This is a genomic window from Ralstonia sp. AU12-08 (assembly GCF_000442475.1).
In the GTDB taxonomy this organism is placed as follows: Bacteria; Pseudomonadota; Gammaproteobacteria; order Burkholderiales; family Burkholderiaceae; genus Ralstonia; species Ralstonia insidiosa.
In genome coordinates this window covers 73,399-90,095 of the sequence record NZ_ASZV01000024.1, presented here as the reverse complement: position 1 = coordinate 90,095, position 16,697 = coordinate 73,399, and the positions used below count along the sequence as shown (strand labels likewise).

General features: G+C 63.6%; 11 protein-coding genes and 1 tRNA gene. 3 read left to right on the top strand and 9 right to left on the bottom strand.

All coding sequences use genetic code 11. From position 1 onward, the window contains the following. Positions 1-141 precede the first annotated feature (141 nt). Positions 142-2,241: a hypothetical protein gene (locus C404_RS43260; protein ID WP_235180654.1), complete on the top strand. Its 2,100-nt coding sequence runs from the start codon at positions 142-144 to the stop codon at positions 2,239-2,241. 306 nt (positions 2,242-2,547) lie between these two features. Here the strand turns inward: C404_RS43260 and C404_RS43255 are convergent. From C404_RS43255 to pepN, 3 genes are all read right to left on the bottom strand, one after another. Next, positions 2,548-2,623 (bottom strand) — tRNA-Thr (locus C404_RS43255). Positions 2,624-2,699: 76 nt separating this feature from the next. Continuing rightward, a complete protein-coding gene (locus tag C404_RS43250) occupies positions 2,700-3,716 on the bottom strand; it encodes a class 1 fructose-bisphosphatase (protein WP_021195040.1) in 1,017 nt (338 codons plus the stop codon). Between the two features lie 41 nt (positions 3,717-3,757). Further along, complete coding sequence (pepN, locus tag C404_RS43245; RefSeq protein WP_021195039.1) at positions 3,758-6,460, bottom strand: aminopeptidase N; 2,703 nt, start codon at positions 6,458-6,460, stop codon at positions 3,758-3,760. 166 nt (positions 6,461-6,626) lie between these two features. On the opposite strand from pepN, the gene C404_RS43240 reads away from it, so the two are divergent. After that, positions 6,627-7,280: a DUF4136 domain-containing protein gene (locus tag C404_RS43240; RefSeq protein ID WP_031329397.1), complete on the top strand. Its 654-nt coding sequence runs from the start codon at positions 6,627-6,629 to the stop codon at positions 7,278-7,280. Positions 7,281-7,586: 306 nt separating this feature from the next. Beyond that, the gene (locus C404_RS43235; protein ID WP_021195037.1) at positions 7,587-9,908 is read left to right on the top strand and encodes an NADP-dependent malic enzyme; all 2,322 of its coding nucleotides are present in this window, start codon (positions 7,587-7,589) and stop codon (positions 9,906-9,908) included. A gap of 212 nt (positions 9,909-10,120) precedes the next feature. On the opposite strand, the gene C404_RS43230 is transcribed toward C404_RS43235, so the two are convergent. The 6 genes from C404_RS43230 to C404_RS43210 form a co-directional block, all read right to left on the bottom strand. Further along, a complete protein-coding gene (locus C404_RS43230; protein WP_021195036.1) occupies positions 10,121-11,191 on the bottom strand; it encodes a porin in 1,071 nt (356 codons plus the stop codon). A 136-nt stretch (positions 11,192-11,327) separates the two neighbouring features. Further along, positions 11,328-11,810: a 2-oxo-4-hydroxy-4-carboxy-5-ureidoimidazoline decarboxylase gene (gene uraD / locus C404_RS0129975; protein WP_049286102.1), complete on the bottom strand. Its 483-nt coding sequence runs from the start codon at positions 11,808-11,810 to the stop codon at positions 11,328-11,330. A 291-nt stretch (positions 11,811-12,101) separates the two neighbouring features. Then, on the bottom strand, positions 12,102-12,623 hold the full coding sequence (gene uraD, locus C404_RS43225; RefSeq protein WP_031329395.1) for a 2-oxo-4-hydroxy-4-carboxy-5-ureidoimidazoline decarboxylase: 522 nt from the start codon (positions 12,621-12,623) through the stop codon (positions 12,102-12,104). Further along, positions 12,620-13,582: an allantoinase PuuE gene (gene puuE / locus C404_RS43220; protein ID WP_031329394.1), complete on the bottom strand. Its 963-nt coding sequence runs from the start codon at positions 13,580-13,582 to the stop codon at positions 12,620-12,622. The genes uraD (C404_RS43225) and puuE overlap by 4 nt, the downstream gene beginning before the upstream one ends. Before the next feature lie 195 nt (positions 13,583-13,777). Further along, the gene (locus C404_RS43215; RefSeq protein WP_021195032.1) at positions 13,778-15,208 is read right to left on the bottom strand and encodes an 8-oxoguanine deaminase; all 1,431 of its coding nucleotides are present in this window, start codon (positions 15,206-15,208) and stop codon (positions 13,778-13,780) included. Positions 15,209-15,212: 4 nt separating this feature from the next. Then, positions 15,213-16,622, bottom strand: a complete 1,410-nt coding sequence (locus tag C404_RS43210) for a nucleobase:cation symporter-2 family protein (RefSeq protein ID WP_021195031.1) — start codon at positions 16,620-16,622, stop codon at positions 15,213-15,215. Positions 16,623-16,697: the final 75 nt, after the last annotated feature.

Below are 16,697 nucleotides of genomic sequence, written 5' to 3'. Positions count from 1 at the left end.
CAAATCTGGTGGGGTGCGCGGCTGGCGCAGACCCAGGGAGGGCCGTGCCCGGCGTTTCCAATATCGACGAAACACAACAAGCCTCGTCGAACGAGAACAGGGGGATTTATGGAAGCAGGGCACGTTAGCCACACTTGGCGCGTGGGTTTGGCCGCTACGGCCATCGCATTGGCAACCGCAACGTTGGTTGCCGGTTGTGGTGGTGGGTCGGACAGCGGTAGCAGTAGCAGCACCGGCGGCATCGCGACGCCGGCGTCGGCCAGCCTGACCGGCACGGCTGCAACCGGTAGTGCGCTTGCAAACGCCAACGTTGTCGTGACTGACAGCACGGGCAACTCGCCGTGCGTGGAAACCGGTATCACGACCACTGCCTTGGGCACCTATACGTGCACGCTGAAATCTGGCGAGACGGCGCCGTTCTTTGTGGTCGTGACCGATCCGACCGGCAATACCGCGCCGCTGGCCAGCGTGACCACAACCACGCCGCCGGCCGGCACGCCGCTCACGCTCAACGCTACCCCGCTGACCACCGCCATCCTGGCGCAGCTGGCGCCGGATGGGAACCCGCTGACGCTGGTCAACGCAAAGACGGTGGATGCAGCCGCGCTCAAGGCAGTCACCGCCAATGTGGTGGCGCAATTGGCGTCGGTGCTGAGTGCCATCGGTGCGCCAGCCAACTATGACCCGTTTGCCACCAGCATTACTGCAGCGACGTCATCCGGCGTTGGCAACACGGCTGACCAGATTCTGGACGTGGTGACGGTATCGAAAAACCCTGCCACAGGCCAACTGCAACTGGCGACGGTGGACGGCACGCCCGTACCGCTGGCCACTGCCACCGGTGGCGGGTCAGCGCTGCCCGCGCCGGCGTTGAACGTTTCCAGCCTGCCGCAGGGCGCGCAGGCACTGGCGAACGCGCTGACCGCTTGCTTCGCGTTGCCGACCTCGAAGCGTGTGCTGGGTACGGATTTCACGTTGCCCGCTACGCAAGGCGGCCCCAAGGTGACGTCGCTGGCGCCTGCCTGCCAGAACATTGCATCGGACCCGAGCAATGCCGGCGGCATCGCCTTCCTGCATAACGGCTACGCTTTTGGGCAATGGCTCTTCGGCCTGCTGAACAGCGATACCATGACCGGCGCCAAGTTCAACGTGCCGGAAGTCATGGCGTTCTATCCTGCAGGCTCGCCGTCGTCCCCCACGTACGACCAAGCCGTGCTGAACGTCAAGTACGTCGACATCAATGGCAATCCGGGCAACGTCATTGTGCTGGCGCGCTATATCGCCTCCGGCACGTCGAGCGCCCACCCGTCCAACTGGTGGGTCGTCGGCAACCAACAGCCGGTGGAGGTGATCGACCGACTGCAGGTTCGCCGGGTCGAACAGGTCAATCCGAGCTTTGCCGGCACCAGCGCCAACAGCAATAGCTACAGCCACTTCCAGACGGGCATTCAGTTCTGGATCAACGCTATGGGTCCGGGCAGCGTCAACAGCAACGGCAACCTGAACTTTGCGCGCGTGACTGGGCCGGGTTTGCCTACCAGTGGCTTGGTCTATATCGCGCCCACTGGCGACAGCAACGAGCCGACTCAGCAGTACATGGATGTGAGCAACAAGTTTGGTACGGTCCCGGCTACCACCCGTTGCAGCAACGGCGGCACGGCCACGTACAACTGTCCCAACTTCTGGTTCGCCCGCACGGTCGGCCTGACGGGCTCTGCGGCGACCACGTTGGCAGCGCCGCGGAGCGATTTCAGTAACCCGGTCTGGGCGCAGGCGTCGGATACCCTGGATTCGACACCCGTCAGTAAGGGCGCGCGGTACAAGGTTGAGTTGTTCTATGGCTCACAGACCACGCCGGACCGCATCTATTACAAGACGCTGCTAACCGATTTGGTGCAGGCAACGCAGGCGGTGAACCTCCCGTGGAATACGCCAGGCAGCCAGACGCTGGCGGGTCTGAACCCGTCCAACAGCGGCACCAACGGCGTGCTGTCTTCGCTGGCGGTGGATTGGGCGCAGAACCCGTCGGCCCAGCAGATCAGCAGCGCCGCTGTCACGGTGGACTTGAAAGGCACCTATAGCGCGTCAACCAACGTGGCCAGGGGTGCGACCTCGGTGGTGATCGGCTTGCCGAACTCGCAGCAAGTGCCGGCCCTGACCAGCTCTGGCACGCGTTCGGTGCTGTTCAACTATCGCATGCTGGACAACAGCCTCAAGAGCGCGGTGTACACGTACAACTGAGCGAAAGGGCGAAGTACGATCCGACTCAGGTTCCAGCACGCCAGCGACAGCGGGTGCTGGAACCTAGACGGAGTCGCGTATGGGGGCGCGTCACAAGGCGCGCTCATTTCTACAGGTTGGTGTCGGCATGCAATGCCTCACCGAGGGTGTTGCTGCGCTCATGGCGCGGCTTAACCTGCGGTAAGCAGGGCGAGCGTGACAGCCGTGGCAGATGGGGTCAGGAGCTGCGCATTCCGGCGGCCTGATCGGCTTCAGAAAGCCAAAAAGCAAAAAGCCCAGTCGATGAAGACTGGGCTTTTTGAATTCTGGTGCCGCTGACCGGAATCGAACTGGTGACCTTCGCATTACGAATGCGCTGCTCTACCGACTGAGCTACAGCGGCGTCGGAAACAGCGATTCTAACAGAACTTTTTGTCGCTCTGCAAGAGCCGCTGAAACACTGCCCTTACACGGCGTGGTTACGCCGTTTTTTCGGCTTCCAGGTGGTACTGCGTGACGCGATCCACCTCGTTCTTCGAACCCAGGACCACGGCCACACGCTGGTGCAGCTTTTCCGGCTGGATGTCCAGGATGCGCTGCTGGCCGTTGGTGGCCGCGCCGCCGGCCTGTTCCACCAGGAAGGCCATCGGGTTGGCTTCGTACATCAGGCGCAGCTTGCCGGCCTTGCCTGGCTCGCGCTTGTCCCACGGGTACATGAAGATGCCGCCGCGCGTGAGGATGCGATGCACGTCGGCCACCATCGAGGCGATCCAGCGCATGTTGAAATCCTTGCCGCGCGGGCCTTCGGTACCGGCCAGGCATTCGTCGATGTAGCGGCGCACGGGCGGGGCCCAGTGGCGCATGTTCGACATGTTGATGGCGAATTCCTTGGTGTCGGCGGGGATCTTCACGTCGCGGCTGGTCAGGATGAAGCTGCCGACTTCGCGGTCCAACGTGAACATGTGCACGCCGTTGCCGACGGTCAGCACCAGCGTAGTCTGCGGGCCGTACACGGCGTAGCCGGCGGCGACCTGCTTGGCGCCCGGCTGCATGAAGTCGGCTTCGGTCACGGTTTCGCCCGGCTTGGGCATGTGCAGCACCGAGAAGATCGTGCCGATCGACACGTTCACGTCAATGTTGGACGAGCCGTCGAGCGGATCGAACAGCAGCAGGTATTCGCCCTTCGGATAGCGGTGCGGAATCTCGTAGAACGATTCCATTTCTTCCGAGGCCATGGCGGCCAGGTTGCCGCCGTATTCGTTGGCTTCGAGCAGCACTTCGTTGGCGATCACGTCCAGCTTTTGCTGGGTTTCGCCTTGCACGTTGCCGGTGCCGGCCGAGCCGAGCACGCCGGCCAAGGCGCCCTTGTTGACGCTGTGCGAGATCGCCTTGCAGGCACGCGCCACGACTTCGAGCAGCAGGCGCAGCTCGGCCGGGATGGTGTTGTGCTCGCGCTGCTCTTCGATCAGGTAGCGGGTGAGGTTGATGCGCTTCATGGGTTCTCCTGAGACGGGCGCGATTTTACCTGACGCAATGTTCACGCCAGCGCCTTGCTGACGATCTCGCGCACGTCACGCGACAAGCTCGGGTGCGCCGCTACGCGCTTGAGCGCGTCCTGCATCGCGTCGCGCAGCGTGGGCACGTACTTGCGCCAGCGGTCCATTACACGCGCCAGCCGGGCGGACACCTGCGGGTTGATGGCGTCGAGCGCCAGCACCTGCTCGGCCCAATACGCATAGCCGGAGCCATCAGCAGCGTGGAACTGCGCAGGGTTGCCCGAGCAGAAGCTGAAGATGAGCGAGCGGGCGCGGTTCGGGTTGCGCAGCGTGAAGGCCGGATGTGTCATCAGCGCGCGCACGGTTTCCAACGTTGGCTTGCCCGTGGCGCCCCGCTGCATGGCCTGCAATGAGAACCACTTGTCGATGACGAGCGCGTCGTCGGCAAAGCGCGTGTAGAAGTCGGTCAATGCAGCTTCGCGGCCGGGGGCGTAGCTATTGACCAGGGCGGTGAGCGCACCCATGCGGTCGGTCATGTTGGTGGCGTGGGCGTACTGTTGTTCTGCCAGCGCCAGTGCCTCGGGCGTTTCGGTATTCGCCAGATAGCCCAATGCGATGTTCTTGAGCGCACGCTTGCCGGCCGATACGGCATCGGGCGAGTAGGGGCCGTCGGTTTCGTTGTCTTGGTAGGCGCGCAGTAGTTCGGCATAGAGCTTTTCAGCCAGCGTACAGAGCAGCGTGCGGCGCGCGGTGTGAATGGCAGCCGGGTCGGCCACATCCATGCGCTCCGCCAAGTAGCTCTCGGCGGGCAGAATCAGCATCTGCTCGCGGAAGGCGGGGTCGAGCGAGGCGTCGGCCACCACGGCGCGCAGTGCTTCGACAAGCGCCGGGTCGACTGCAGGCGCGCGGCCGTGCTGGATGTCCGCCACCATGCGTAGCAGCGTGTCGGTCGCCAGACGTTGGCCGGCTTCCCAGCGATTGAACGGGTCGGAATCGTGCGCGAGCTGGAAGGTGAGCTGCTCAGTCGTATAACCGTATTCGACGACGACTGGCGCAGAGAAATTGCGCAGCAGCGAGGGCAGAGGCGCTTCGGCCACGTCTTCGAAGACGAAGGTCTGCTTGGCCTCGGTGAAATCGAGCACGCGCGTGGTGACGGGCGAGAGCGATGCAGCTTCGCCGCGCAAGCGTAGCGGCAAGTCACGGCCCTGGCTGTCGATCAGGCCCACGGCAAACGGAATGTGGAACGGCTGCTTCTGGATGCCGCTGTTCACTTCGATACCGACCGGCTCGCAGCGCTGGCGCAGCGTGAGCGTGTAGGTGCGCGTGGCCGCGTCGTGATGGCCTTCGACTGCCACGATTGGTGTACCGGCCTGGCTGTACCAGCGGCCGAATTGCGTGAGATCGCGGCCGTTGGCGTCGGCCATGGCGGCGCGGAAGTCATCGCACGTGACAGCCTGGCCGTCGTGGCGCTGGAAGTACAGATCCATGCCCTTGCGGAAGCCATCGCGGCCCAGCAAGGTCTGGTACATGCGCACGACTTCTGCGCCTTTCTCGTACACCGTGACGGTGTAGAAGTTGTTGATCTCTTCGTAGCTGTCAGGGCGCACCGGGTGGGCCATCGGGCCCGCATCCTCGGGGAACTGCGCTTGGCGCAGCAGGCGCACGTCTTCAATACGCTTGACGGCGCGGGCGCTTGCGGCAGCGGCCTCATCGCCTGCTTGCGCGGCCATGTCTGCGGAGAACTCCTGATCGCGGAATACCGTCAGGCCTTCCTTCAGGCTCAACTGGAACCAGTCGCGGCAGGTGACGCGGTTACCTGTCCAGTTGTGGAAGTACTCGTGGCCGACCACCGATTCGATGTTGGCGAAATCCACATCGGTGGCGGTCTCGGCATTGGCTAGCACGTACTTCGTGTTGAAGATGTTCAGGCCCTTGTTCTCCATCGCGCCCATGTTGAAGTCGCCCACGGCAACGATCATGAAGCGGTCCAGATCGAGCTCCAGCCCGAAGCGGCGTTCGTCCCAGTGGATCGAGTCGATGAGCGAATCCATCGCATGGCGCGTCTTGCCCAGGTCTTGCGCCTCAACCCACACCTGCAGCAGCTTCTCCTTGCCCGAGGCGGACTGGATGCGCTCTTCAATGCATTCGAGCTTGCCTGCCACCAGCGCGAACAGGTACGACGGCTTCTTGAACGGGTCGTGCCACACGGCTTCGTGGCGGCCGTCCGGCAGGTCGCGCTCAGAGACCAGGTTGCCGTTGGACAGCAGCACGGGGTAGTCCGCCTTCGAGGCGCGCAGCGTGACGGTGTAGACCGTCATCACGTCGGGCCGGTCGAGGAAGTAGGTGATCTTGCGGAAGCCCTCGGCCTCGCACTGCGTGAAGAAGTTGCCGTTGGAAACGTACAGCCCCATCAGCGACGAGTTGGCTGCCGGGTTGCAGTAGGTCGTCAGTTCCAGCGTGAAGCTGGTGCCGACATCGGCCGGCACGGCGTCGATGGTCAGTGTGTCGCCGTTGGCCTGCAGGCCGGAGAGGGCCTGGCCATCAATGGTTGCGCCCGCCAGCTCCAGCCCTTCGCCCACCAGCACGAGCGGCTTGGCTGCTGCCGTGCGCGTCATGCGCATGCGGTTGACGACGCGGGTGTGCTCGGGCACGAGGTCGATCTCCAGCGCCACCTCATCAATGCGGAACGCGGGGGCAGCGTAATCCTTGCGGTAAATCGTCACGGCGGTATCGGTGCGCAACATCGGTAACATCCTCGTAGCGGAACGCAAAAGACCATTGTACTCAGGCCCATCTGGGGAGGTCCCTGGGGGAATCTTCGGCGTGCAGGGTGACTCTGAGTAAAAGGCCCGGCGCAACGCCTTGCGGGCGCAGCGGAACCTGTCTGATTGAAGAGTAGGGGGATTTTCTATGTGGAATTGGATCAAGAGGATCAAACCATCCGGTATCTGGCCGATGGCCGGGGCGCTGATGGCGGCCAGCCTGCTGGCGGGTTGTGCCAGCACCGTCACCAGCCAGGTCACGGCATTCAAGCAACCCGGCTGGGAAGACGCGCCGCCGCGCACCTATGCGTTTGAGCATACTGCAGCGCAGCAAAATGACCTGGAGCGCCAGACCTACGAGGCCTGGACGTCCGACCAACTTGCCGCTCGCGGTTTTACCAGCGCGCCGCGTGCCAGCGCACGCTATCTCGTCCGCCTGAACTATTCGACCGCCACACGCCTTGTGCAGGTGCGCCAGCCGGTCTACCCCGATCCGTACTGGGGCCCTGGCCCATGGGGTCCGTGGCGTGGTCCGTGGGGGCCCTGGGGCCCGTGGGGTCCGCAATATGTCGACACCAACGTGCAGGTGCCGTTCTATGCCTATCACGTTGACATTGAAGAAGCGGCATCGGGCAAGCGGGTCTATCAAGTGACCGCGCAGACTCAGGGGGGTGACGGTTCGTTGACTGCGGTGATGCCGTATCTGATTCGCAGCGCCTTCGCCAATTTCCCGGCGCCGAATGCGCAGCCCATCCTAGTGGAACTGCCCGTTGATCCATCGGTGAAACCAGCGGCTAAGTAGTGTGCCTGAGTGGGTTTTGGCAGGCGGTCTACGTTAGAATGCATGACCTAATTTGCGGGCCGCCAGCCGTACCCTCGCTTGAGCGTTGTCACTCCATCCCATCTCGCGCCGACCGCCACCCCTGGCCGGCGCAGCCTGCGCGCCGTCGCTACCCTCCTGACGGTGCACCGCAGCGCCTGCGGCCTTGCTCCCGGTTTCTCTCTGTTCTCACTGTTTTTTGCCACTTCGTCTCAGGGAGTTTCTGCCTGAGCGCACGTGCGTCTCATCTGCGGAACTCCTCATCAGGCTCCATCAGGATTCATCGACATGAACGACAAGCTTCACGACGCCTCGCCCGATTCCCAAGACCAGGGCGCCGAGGCCGAACTGCGCCGCGCCGCGTTTGAATACCACCGCGCCCCGACGCGCGGCAAGATCGAGGTGCGCCCGACCAAGGCGCTGATCAACCAGCGGGATCTGTCGCTGGCGTACTCGCCGGGCGTGGCGTATCCGTGTCTGGCGATCGAGCAGGATCCGGCGCTGGCGGCTGAGTACACCTCGCGTGGCAACCTCGTCGGCGTGATCACCAACGGCACCGCCGTGCTGGGCCTAGGCGACATCGGCCCGCTGGCCAGTAAGCCGGTGATGGAAGGCAAGGGCTGCCTGTTCAAGAAGTTTGCCGGTATCGACGTGTTCGACATCGAACTGGCCGAGCGCGATCCGGACAAGCTGGTTGACATCATCGCGGCGCTGGAGCCGACGCTGGGCGGTATCAACCTGGAAGACATCAAGGCGCCGGAGTGCTTCTACATCGAGCAGAAGCTGCGTGACCGGCTGAACATCCCCGTCTTCCACGACGATCAGCATGGCACGGCAATCATCTCGTCTGCGGCGCTGCTCAATGGCCTGAAGGTCGTTGGCAAGGAGATCGGCAGCGTGAAGGTGGCCGTGTCGGGCGCAGGTGCTGCAGCCATTGCCTGCCTGGACGTGATGGTGGGCCTGGGCGTCAAGCGCGAGAACATCTACGTGGTCGACTCGAAGGGCGTGATCTACGCTGGCCGCGACGCCAAGATGGAGGCGAACAAGGCGCGTTACGCGCAGGACACGTCGGCCCGTACGCTGGCTGACATCATGCGCGATGCTGATGTCTTCCTCGGCTGCTCGGCTGCCGGCGTGGTGACGGCCGACATGGTCAAGACCATGGCACCGAAGCCGATTATCCTGGCGCTGGCCAACCCCGAGCCGGAAATCCGCCCGGAAGTGGCCAAGGCCGCCCGCCCGGACTGCATCGTCGCCACGGGCCGTTCGGATTACCCGAACCAGGTCAACAACGTGCTGTGCTTCCCGTACATCTTCCGTGGCGCGCTCGATTGCGGCGCCACCAAGATCACGGAAGCGATGAAGCTTGCGTGCGTGAAGGCCATCGCTGAGCTGGCCGAAGCCGAAACCAACGACGCCGTGGCGCAGGCCTACGCTGGCCAGGACCTGACTTTCGGCCCGGACTACATCATCCCGAAGCCGTTCGACTCGCGCCTGATCGAGAAGATCGCCCCGGCGGTTGCCAAGGCTGCGGAAGAGTCCGGCGTGGCCACGCGCCCGATCAAGGATCTGGATGCCTATCGCGCCCAGTTGAGCGACTACGTCTACCACACCGGCCTGACCATGCGCCCGGTGTTCTCGGCCGCCAAGGCCAACCCGAAGCGCGTTGTCTACACCGAAGGTGAAGAAGAGCGCGTGCTGCGCGCCGTGCAGACGGTGGTGGACGAAGGCCTGGCCAAGCCGATCCTGATCGGCCGCCCGCACGTGATCGAAATGCGCATCCAGAAGGCTGGCCTGCGCCTGAAGGCGGGCGTGCACTTCGAACTGGTGAACCCGGAAGATGATGCGCGTTACCACCAGTACCACACGACGTATCACGAGCTGATGGGTCGCAATGGCGTGACGCCGGATATGGCCAAGTCGGCGCTGCGCCGCTCGAACACGCTGATCGGCGCGCTGCTGGTGCGCCTGGGCGATGCTGACGCGATGCTGTGCGGCACCGTCGGCCGCTTCGATGCACACCTGGAACATGTGCGCGACGTGATCGGCCTGGCCCCGAACGCCAAGGTGTTCGCCGCCATGAACGGCCTGATGCTGGAGAAGCACACGCTGTTCATCACGGACACCTTCGTCAACGAGAACCCGAGCGCCGAAGAGCTGGCCGACATCACCAAGCTGGCGGCAGAAGAAGTGCGCCGCTTTGGCCAGGAGCCGAAGGTGGCGATGCTGTCGCACTCGATGTTCGGCTCGTCGAAGAGTGCGTCGGCGCGCAAGGTGCGTGCGGCGTATGACCTGCTGAAGGCCGAGGTGCCCGAGCTGCAGGTGGAGGGCGAGATCCAGGGTGATGCGGCGCTGTCGGAAGACATCCGCCACCACTTCCTGCCGAAGAGCGCGTTTGCAGGCAGTGCCAACCTGCTGGTGATGCCGACGCTGGACGCGGCCAACATCACGTTCAACGTGCTCAAGATGACGGGCGGGCAGGGCGTGACGGTGGGCCCGATTTTGCTGGGCGCAGCCAAGCCGGTGCACATCCTGAACCCGTCGGCTACGTCGCGCCGTATCGTCAACATGACGGCGCTGGCGGTGGCAGACGTGTCGGCGGCACGTTGATCGGCTGACTTGCCAAACCAGGGCCGCGCTGCGTGCGACGGCCTCGAATGAGAAGCGGCGCCTGAAGCAATTCAGGCGCCGTTTTTCATGGCGGGCTCGAGATCGGGAGATTGACAGGCGGGCAGAAAAAAACGGCGCCCGAGCCCCGGAACGCCGTTTGAAGGATCCGCCCGCGCTGTCGACACGCGGGCGGTGACAAGGAAAGCAACCGCTTAGAACTTCGCGCGGATGCCCACGCCGAAGGTGTCGGCGGACGACAGGGTCGAGACCTTGTCGCGGAAGTACGCGGCGTACACGTCGGTACGCTTGGACAGCGAGTAGTCGTAGCCGATGGCCCAGGTGTTGCGCTTCACGTCTGCGGCACCCGAGGTCTTCGTGTATGCGTACGATGCCAGGATGCTGCCCGCGCCCAGCGGAATCGATGCACCCAGTTGGCCGCCGTTGCTCTTGGCGTCACCCGTGGCGATCGTGTTCTTGATGTACTGGTACTGACCGTACAGTTTGACCACGCCGAAGTCGTATGTGGCGCCCAGTTGTGCTGCCGACTGACGCTGGAAGCCTGCCACCAGGCTGTTCAGGTCGCCCGGTTTCGAATCGAAGCGCACTTGCTGGAAGGCTGCCGTGGCTGCGAAGTTGCCGTGGAAGTAGAGGAAGTTGCCGCCCCACTTGTTCTGGCCATTGTGGCCGGCTTGCTCGCCCGCACCGTAGATGAAGTTGCCGGTCAGGCCATTGAAGTCCGGCGTGCTGTACAGGATCGAGTTGTTCCAACCCGAATCGCCCACCAGACCCGAGATGCCGCCGGGGCCGGTGAGGCCGTTGCCCAGGTAGGTGTGGAACACCATCGGCGAGAAAGTGTACGAATCGCCGTACGGGTTGAACAGGATTGTCGAAACGAAGTACGGCGGCGTAATGCGGCCGAGCTTGATCGTGCCCCAGGTGTTGGACGACAGCCCCACGTTGGCGTTACGCGCGAAGAACGTGTCGCCATCAAAGCGGCCGGCCTTGCCGGTGTCGGGGCGGAAGAAGGCTTCCAACGCGAAGATCGCCTTCAGGCCGTTGCCCAGATCTTCGTTGCCCTTCATGCCCCAGTACGACGTGGACATGCCGCCCGAGTTGACAACCGCCGCGCGGTCAGACGCGCCCAGGTTCTTGGTCATGCCGGCCCAGGCATCCACCAGGCCGTACAGCGTGACGGACGATTGCGCTTGCGCACCGGCACTCATTGCCCCCAGTGCCGATGCCACTGCCAGCGCAGCAGCGCCACGCTTGAATTTGGACTGCATTTGCTACCTCCTTTGTTGTTGAAGATCACTGTGGGTTGCGCCGCATTCTTTGATGCAGTCGCAGGCCGGCCGGTCAGGTTCCATGCCGTGCGGTGTCCTATGCCCCATGACACCGCGCCCACAGCGTTTTTGCTGATTAACCTGAAATCAAATCATTCAAGCGGAAGCTCACGACGCGATTGATCTGCTCTAACGCATTGCGCAGTTCGGTGTCGTGGTCGTTATTCAGCCGCTTGGTCATGGCATCGAAGATGGCCTGCCGGTCATAGCCGCGCACGGCCATGACGAACGGGAAGCCGAACTTCTCGCTGTAACGTGCGTTGAGGCTTTGCAGGCGTACCAACTCTTCGGGTGTCAACTGGTTCAGGCCCGCACCACCTTGCTCGCTGGTGGAGGCGGCGGTCATCTCGCCGCGCTCGGCGGCCTTGCCAGCCAGTTCCGGGTGAGCGCGCACCAGCGTGATCTGCTGCGCTTCACCTGCGCGCTCCACTACATGGCGCATGGCGGCGCGCAGTGCGTCGGCTGAGGCAAACGGACGCTGCGATGCCACGCGTTCGGCTACCCAAGGCGAGTGCTCATAGACGCCGCCGAGCGCTTGCACAAACTGCGCATCACTCATGGCATTGAGCTGTGCGATGGAGTAGGTGGTGCGCGCAGCGTTGGCGCTGGCCTTTTGAGCGGGCTGCGGCGCGGGCGACTGGCCAATGGCGTTTGCGTTCACAACCGTGAACACGGACAACACCGCAAGCGTCGTGATGCTGCGCTTGATGGTCCATTGCATGTTGCTGTCTCCTGTGTGAGGTCTTGTGCCGCACACCACGCTGCACTCTCTGGTGCAATCGCGGACCGGCCGGTCAGGCAATCCGGCCGGGCAGCGCCCCGTGCTCGCTACGTTTGCAGCGTCGTGCTGTCAGCCTGAAATCAAATCGTTCAGACGGAAACCGGCGATGCGATGAATCTGTTCCAGAGATGTACGCAGTTCAGTGTCGCGGTCGTTCTCAACACGCTTGCTGAAGTTGTCGATGATGCCGTGGCGGTCATAGCCACGCACCGCCAGGATGAACGGGAAGCCGAACTTCTCGTTGTACTGGGCGTTGAGCGCCTGCAGGCGTGTGAACTCTTCGGGCGTGCACTGGTTCAGGCCGGCACCGCTTTGCTCACGTGTCGACTCGGCGGTCAGCTCACCGCGCACAGCGGCCTTGCCGGCCAGCTCCGGGTGAGCACGCACAAGCTTGAGTTGCGCGTCTTCACCCGCAGTGTCGACGGCCTTACGCATGGCGGCGGTCAACGCATCGATCGATGCAAACGGGCGCTGCATGGCAGCTTGCTCGGCTACCCACGGCGAATGTTCGTAGATACCGCCGAGGGTTTGCACGAACTGCGCTGCGTCCATGCCGTTAAGTTGTGAGAGGGTGTAAGTGATCTGGCTCATGCAGCGGTGCTCAAAACGGGTTGCTTTGCATACGGGTGGTTCTGCATCCAGTGCTGCGCAATGTCGATGCGCCGGCAGATCCACACCTTGTCGTGCGATTGCACGTAATCCAGGAAGCGCTGCAGTGCGCGGAAGCGCCCGGGTCGACCCAGCAGGCGGCAGTGCATGCCGATCGACAGCATCTTCGGCTGTGCCAGCCCGTTGGGGTCGCCTTCCTCGTACAGCACGTCGAAGGCGTCCTTCAGGTACTGGTAAAAGTGGTCGGCCGTGTTGAAGCCTTGCGGGCTGGCGAAGCGCATGTCGTTGGTGTCGAGCGTGTACGGCACCACCAGGTGCGGCTTCTTTTCACCGCCCGAGACTTCGACTTCAGTCCAGAAGGGCAGGTCGTCGCCGTAGTAGTCGGCGTCATAGGCGAAGCCGCCGTGCTCGACCACCAGGCGGCGCGTGTTGGGGCTGTCGCGGCCGGTGTACCAGCCCAGCGGGGCGTTGCCGGTCAACTGGCGGATGATCTCGACGCCAATGCGCATGTGCTCGCGCTCGGTGGCCTCATCGATGTTCTGGTAGTGGATCCAGCGCCAACCGTGGCAGGCAATCTCATGGCCGAGATCGACGAAGGCTTGCGTCACGTCCGGATGGCGCTGCAGGGCCATCGACACGCCGAAGATCGTCATCGGCAGGCCGCGTTTCTCAAACTCGCGCAGGATGCGCCAGACGCCCGCGCGCGAGCCGTATTCGTAGATGCCTTCCATGCTCATGTGGCGAGCTGGGTAGGCCGCCGCGCCGATGATCTCGGAGAGAAATTGCTCCGAGCCGGCATCGCCGTGCAGCACGCAGTTTTCACCGCCTTCTTCGTAGTTGAGGACGAACTGCAGTGCTACGCGCGCGCCGCCCGGCCAGTTGGCGTTGGGCGGGTTTTTGCCGTAACCGATGAGATCGCGCGGATAGCTATTGTTGGTCATGATTTCTTGGGTCGAGGAGACTTCATACAACACCGGTCAGACGGTGAAATGGCGCTTTCCAAATTCACGACATCACGGTTGGATGTTGTTCCTGCCAGCGGGCGGGGGCGGCAGCTTGATGGCGCCGGGTTGCCGCTGTTGCAGGAACGCCGCAGTAGTACGGTCTTGTCATGAAATTGGCGAGCCTCCATCACGTCAGGCCGAGACTGCCCGGGCAGCTTGCGCCAGTTCCAGCGCGAGCTTCCGGTGAACCGTGAGATGGGCATCGAGTTCCAGCGTGGTCAGGCGGCCGTCTTCAACGACCACGCGCCCGTTGATCACGCTGTGCGCCACGTTGGACGGGGCGCAGAAGACCAGCGCAGCGACCGGGTCGTGGTCGGCGCCGGCAAAGCTGACTTGATGGCGGTCGAAGCTGACAAAGTCAGCCGACATGCCGGGGGCGAGCGCGCCGATGTCGTCGCGGTTGAGCACACGGGCACCGCCGAGCGTAGCGATTTCCAGCGCCTCACGCGCGCTCATCGCCGCAGGGCCGAAGCCGACGCGCGCGAGCAGCATCGCCTGGCGCGTTTCACCGAGCATGTGGGCGCCATCGTTCGAGGCGCTGCCGTCTACGCCCAGGCCGACGGGCACGCCGGCATCGCGCATGGTGCGGATGGGCGCAATGCCCGAGGCGAGACGCATGTTCGAGCAGGGGCAATGTGCGACGCCAGTGCCGGTACGCGCAAATACGTCGATGCCGTGCGCATCGAGCTTCACGCAGTGCGCATGCCAGACGTCGCGGCCGACCCAGCCGAGGTCTTCCGCATACTCAGCCGGCGTCATGCCGAACTTCTCGCGCGAGTAGGCGATGTCGTTGTCGTTCTCGGCCAGGTGGGTGTGCATCGACACGCCGTAGCTGCGCGCGAGCTTGGCCGATTCACGCATCAGATCGCGCGAGACGGAGAAGGGGGAGCATGGCGCCACCACCAGGCGCAGCATGGAATGGCGATCGGCGTCGTGCCAGGTTTCGATCAGGCGCTGCGTTTCCTTGAGGATGGCTTCTTCGCCCTCGACCACGCGGTCCGGTGGCAGGCCCCCCTGACTGCGACCGACGCTCATGCTGCCGCGCGCGGCGTGAAAGCGCATGCCGATCTGCTGCGCAGCTTCGATCGAATCATCGAGCCGGCTGCCGTTGGGATACAAATACAGGTGGTCGCTGGAGGTTGTGCAGCCCGAGAGCAGCAGTTCCGCCATCGCTGTGAGTGTCGACACACGCACCATCTCAGGTGTGAGACCCGCCCACACCGGATACAGGTTCGTGAGCCAGCCGAACAGTTCGGCATCCTGCGCAGCGGGCAGGGCGCGCGTCAGGCTTTGATACATGTGGTGGTGCGTGTTGACGAAGCCGGGCGTGACCACGTGGTCGCGCAGCTCCATCACACGCACGTTGGGCTGGCGGGTTGTGTCACGAGCGGCATCGCGATACTGCGTCGGCAGATCGGCCGTGGCACCCACCCATTCGATCACGCCACCGCGCGCCACCAGGGCGCCGTCGGGGATCTCGCGGCGTTGCGCATCCATCGTGACCAGCACATCAGCGTGCCGAGCGATCAGAAGCGGGTCGTTGTGCGCGACAGTGGCGTTCATGCAATTACTCCGTGCCGTGGGTGTTGGCAGCAGCGTCGCGCATGGCGTGCTCGGCGGACTGCATGCCGTTGTAGTAGAGGTTCAGCGTGACGGCGACCAGCGTGCCCAGCACGATGCCGCTGTGCGTGACCGGTTCCAGCCAATGCGGCAGGTACTGGAAGAACGTCGGCGCCAGCGTCGGGATCATGCCGAAGCCGATCGAGATGGCCACGATGAACAGGTTGTGGCGGTACTTGTTGAAATCGATCGAGCCCAGGATGCGCACGCCCGTGGCGGCCACCATGCCAAACATCACGATGCCGGCGCCGCCCAGCACGAAGGAGGGCACCGAAGCCACGATATGCGCCATCTTCGGGAACAGCCCCAGCACGATCAGGATGATGCCGCCCATGGCTGCCACGAAACGCGAGCGCACGCCGGTGACGGTCACCAAGCCCACGTTCTGCGAGAACGAGGTGTACGGGAAGGTGTTGAACACACCGCCGATCACGGTGCCCAGACCGTCCGCGCGCAGGCCGCGGGTCAGGTCATCGGTGGAAAGCTTCTTGCCGGTGATCTCGGCCAGGGCCAGGAACATGCCGGTCGATTCCACCAGCGTGATCATCATCACGATGCACATCGAGGCGATGGCGCCGAAGTGGAAGGTCGGCATGCCGAAGTGCAGTGGCGTGATGACGGCCATCCAGTCGGCGTCGGCAATGCCGGCAAAGCTGACCTTGCCGAATGCCATGGCGATGAACGTGCCGATCACGATACCCAGCAGCACGGCGATGTTGCCGATCAGGCCTTTGCCGTACTTGGTCAGCAACAGGATGATGACCAACACCGCCGCTGCGATGGCCAGGTTGCCGAGATTGCCGTATTCCAGGTTCGGTACGGTTTGCAGCACGCCGTCGACCACCGCTTTCTTGGTCGGCTGACCGCCTGCGGCCCAGTTGATGCCCACGCCCATCAGCGACATGCCGATCAGCGTAATGACGGTGCCCGTCACAACCGGTGGGAAGAGGCCAAGCACGCGCCCCATGAGCGGCGCAACGATGATCCCGAATATCCCCGCCGCGATGACCGCGCCATAAATGCCCAGCAGGCCGATGGTGGGGTCGGTGCCGATGGCGATCATCGGGCCGACGGAGGCGAAGGTCACACCCATCATGACCGGCATGCGAATACCAAACTTCCAGATGCCGAATGCCTGGATGAGCGTGGCAAGACCAGCCGCAAACAAATCGGCATTGATCAGGAAAGCCATCTGCTCCTTGGGCAGATGTAGTGCGCCGCCCACGATGAGCGGCACCGCCACGGTGCCTGCATACATTACCAATACATGTTGCAACCCCAATGCGAGCAGGCGTCCGTACGCCACGCGCTCATTGGTCAAATCCGCCGTGGGGGCGGCGATGGTGCTGCTTGTCATGAAGGTCTCCTTCGGGTGGTCAGCCGGACGGGCGTCCGGCTTGCGGCGGCCGGCCTCTGTCGTGCCAGCTCGCCC

Excerpts from the sequence above, each read along its gene's own strand:
- C404_RS43250 (WP_021195040.1), bottom strand. The coding sequence starts at position 3,716 with ATGAAGCGCATCAACCTCACCCGCTACCTGATCGAAGAGCAGCGCGAG.
- pepN (WP_021195039.1), bottom strand. The coding sequence starts at position 6,460 with ATGTTGCGCACCGATACCGCCGTGACGATTTACCGCAAGGATTACGCT.
- C404_RS43240 (WP_031329397.1), top strand. The coding sequence starts at position 6,627 with ATGTGGAATTGGATCAAGAGGATCAAACCATCCGGTATCTGGCCGATG.
- C404_RS43235 (WP_021195037.1), top strand. The coding sequence starts at position 7,587 with ATGAACGACAAGCTTCACGACGCCTCGCCCGATTCCCAAGACCAGGGC.
- C404_RS43230 (WP_021195036.1), bottom strand. The coding sequence starts at position 11,191 with ATGCAGTCCAAATTCAAGCGTGGCGCTGCTGCGCTGGCAGTGGCATCG.
- uraD (WP_049286102.1), bottom strand. The coding sequence starts at position 11,810 with ATGAGTGATGCGCAGTTTGTGCAAGCGCTCGGCGGCGTCTATGAGCAC.
- uraD (WP_031329395.1), bottom strand. The coding sequence starts at position 12,623 with ATGAGCCAGATCACTTACACCCTCTCACAACTTAACGGCATGGACGCA.
- puuE (WP_031329394.1), bottom strand. The coding sequence starts at position 13,582 with ATGACCAACAATAGCTATCCGCGCGATCTCATCGGTTACGGCAAAAAC.
- C404_RS43215 (WP_021195032.1), bottom strand. The coding sequence starts at position 15,208 with ATGAACGCCACTGTCGCGCACAACGACCCGCTTCTGATCGCTCGGCAC.
- C404_RS43210 (WP_021195031.1), bottom strand. The coding sequence starts at position 16,622 with ATGACAAGCAGCACCATCGCCGCCCCCACGGCGGATTTGACCAATGAG.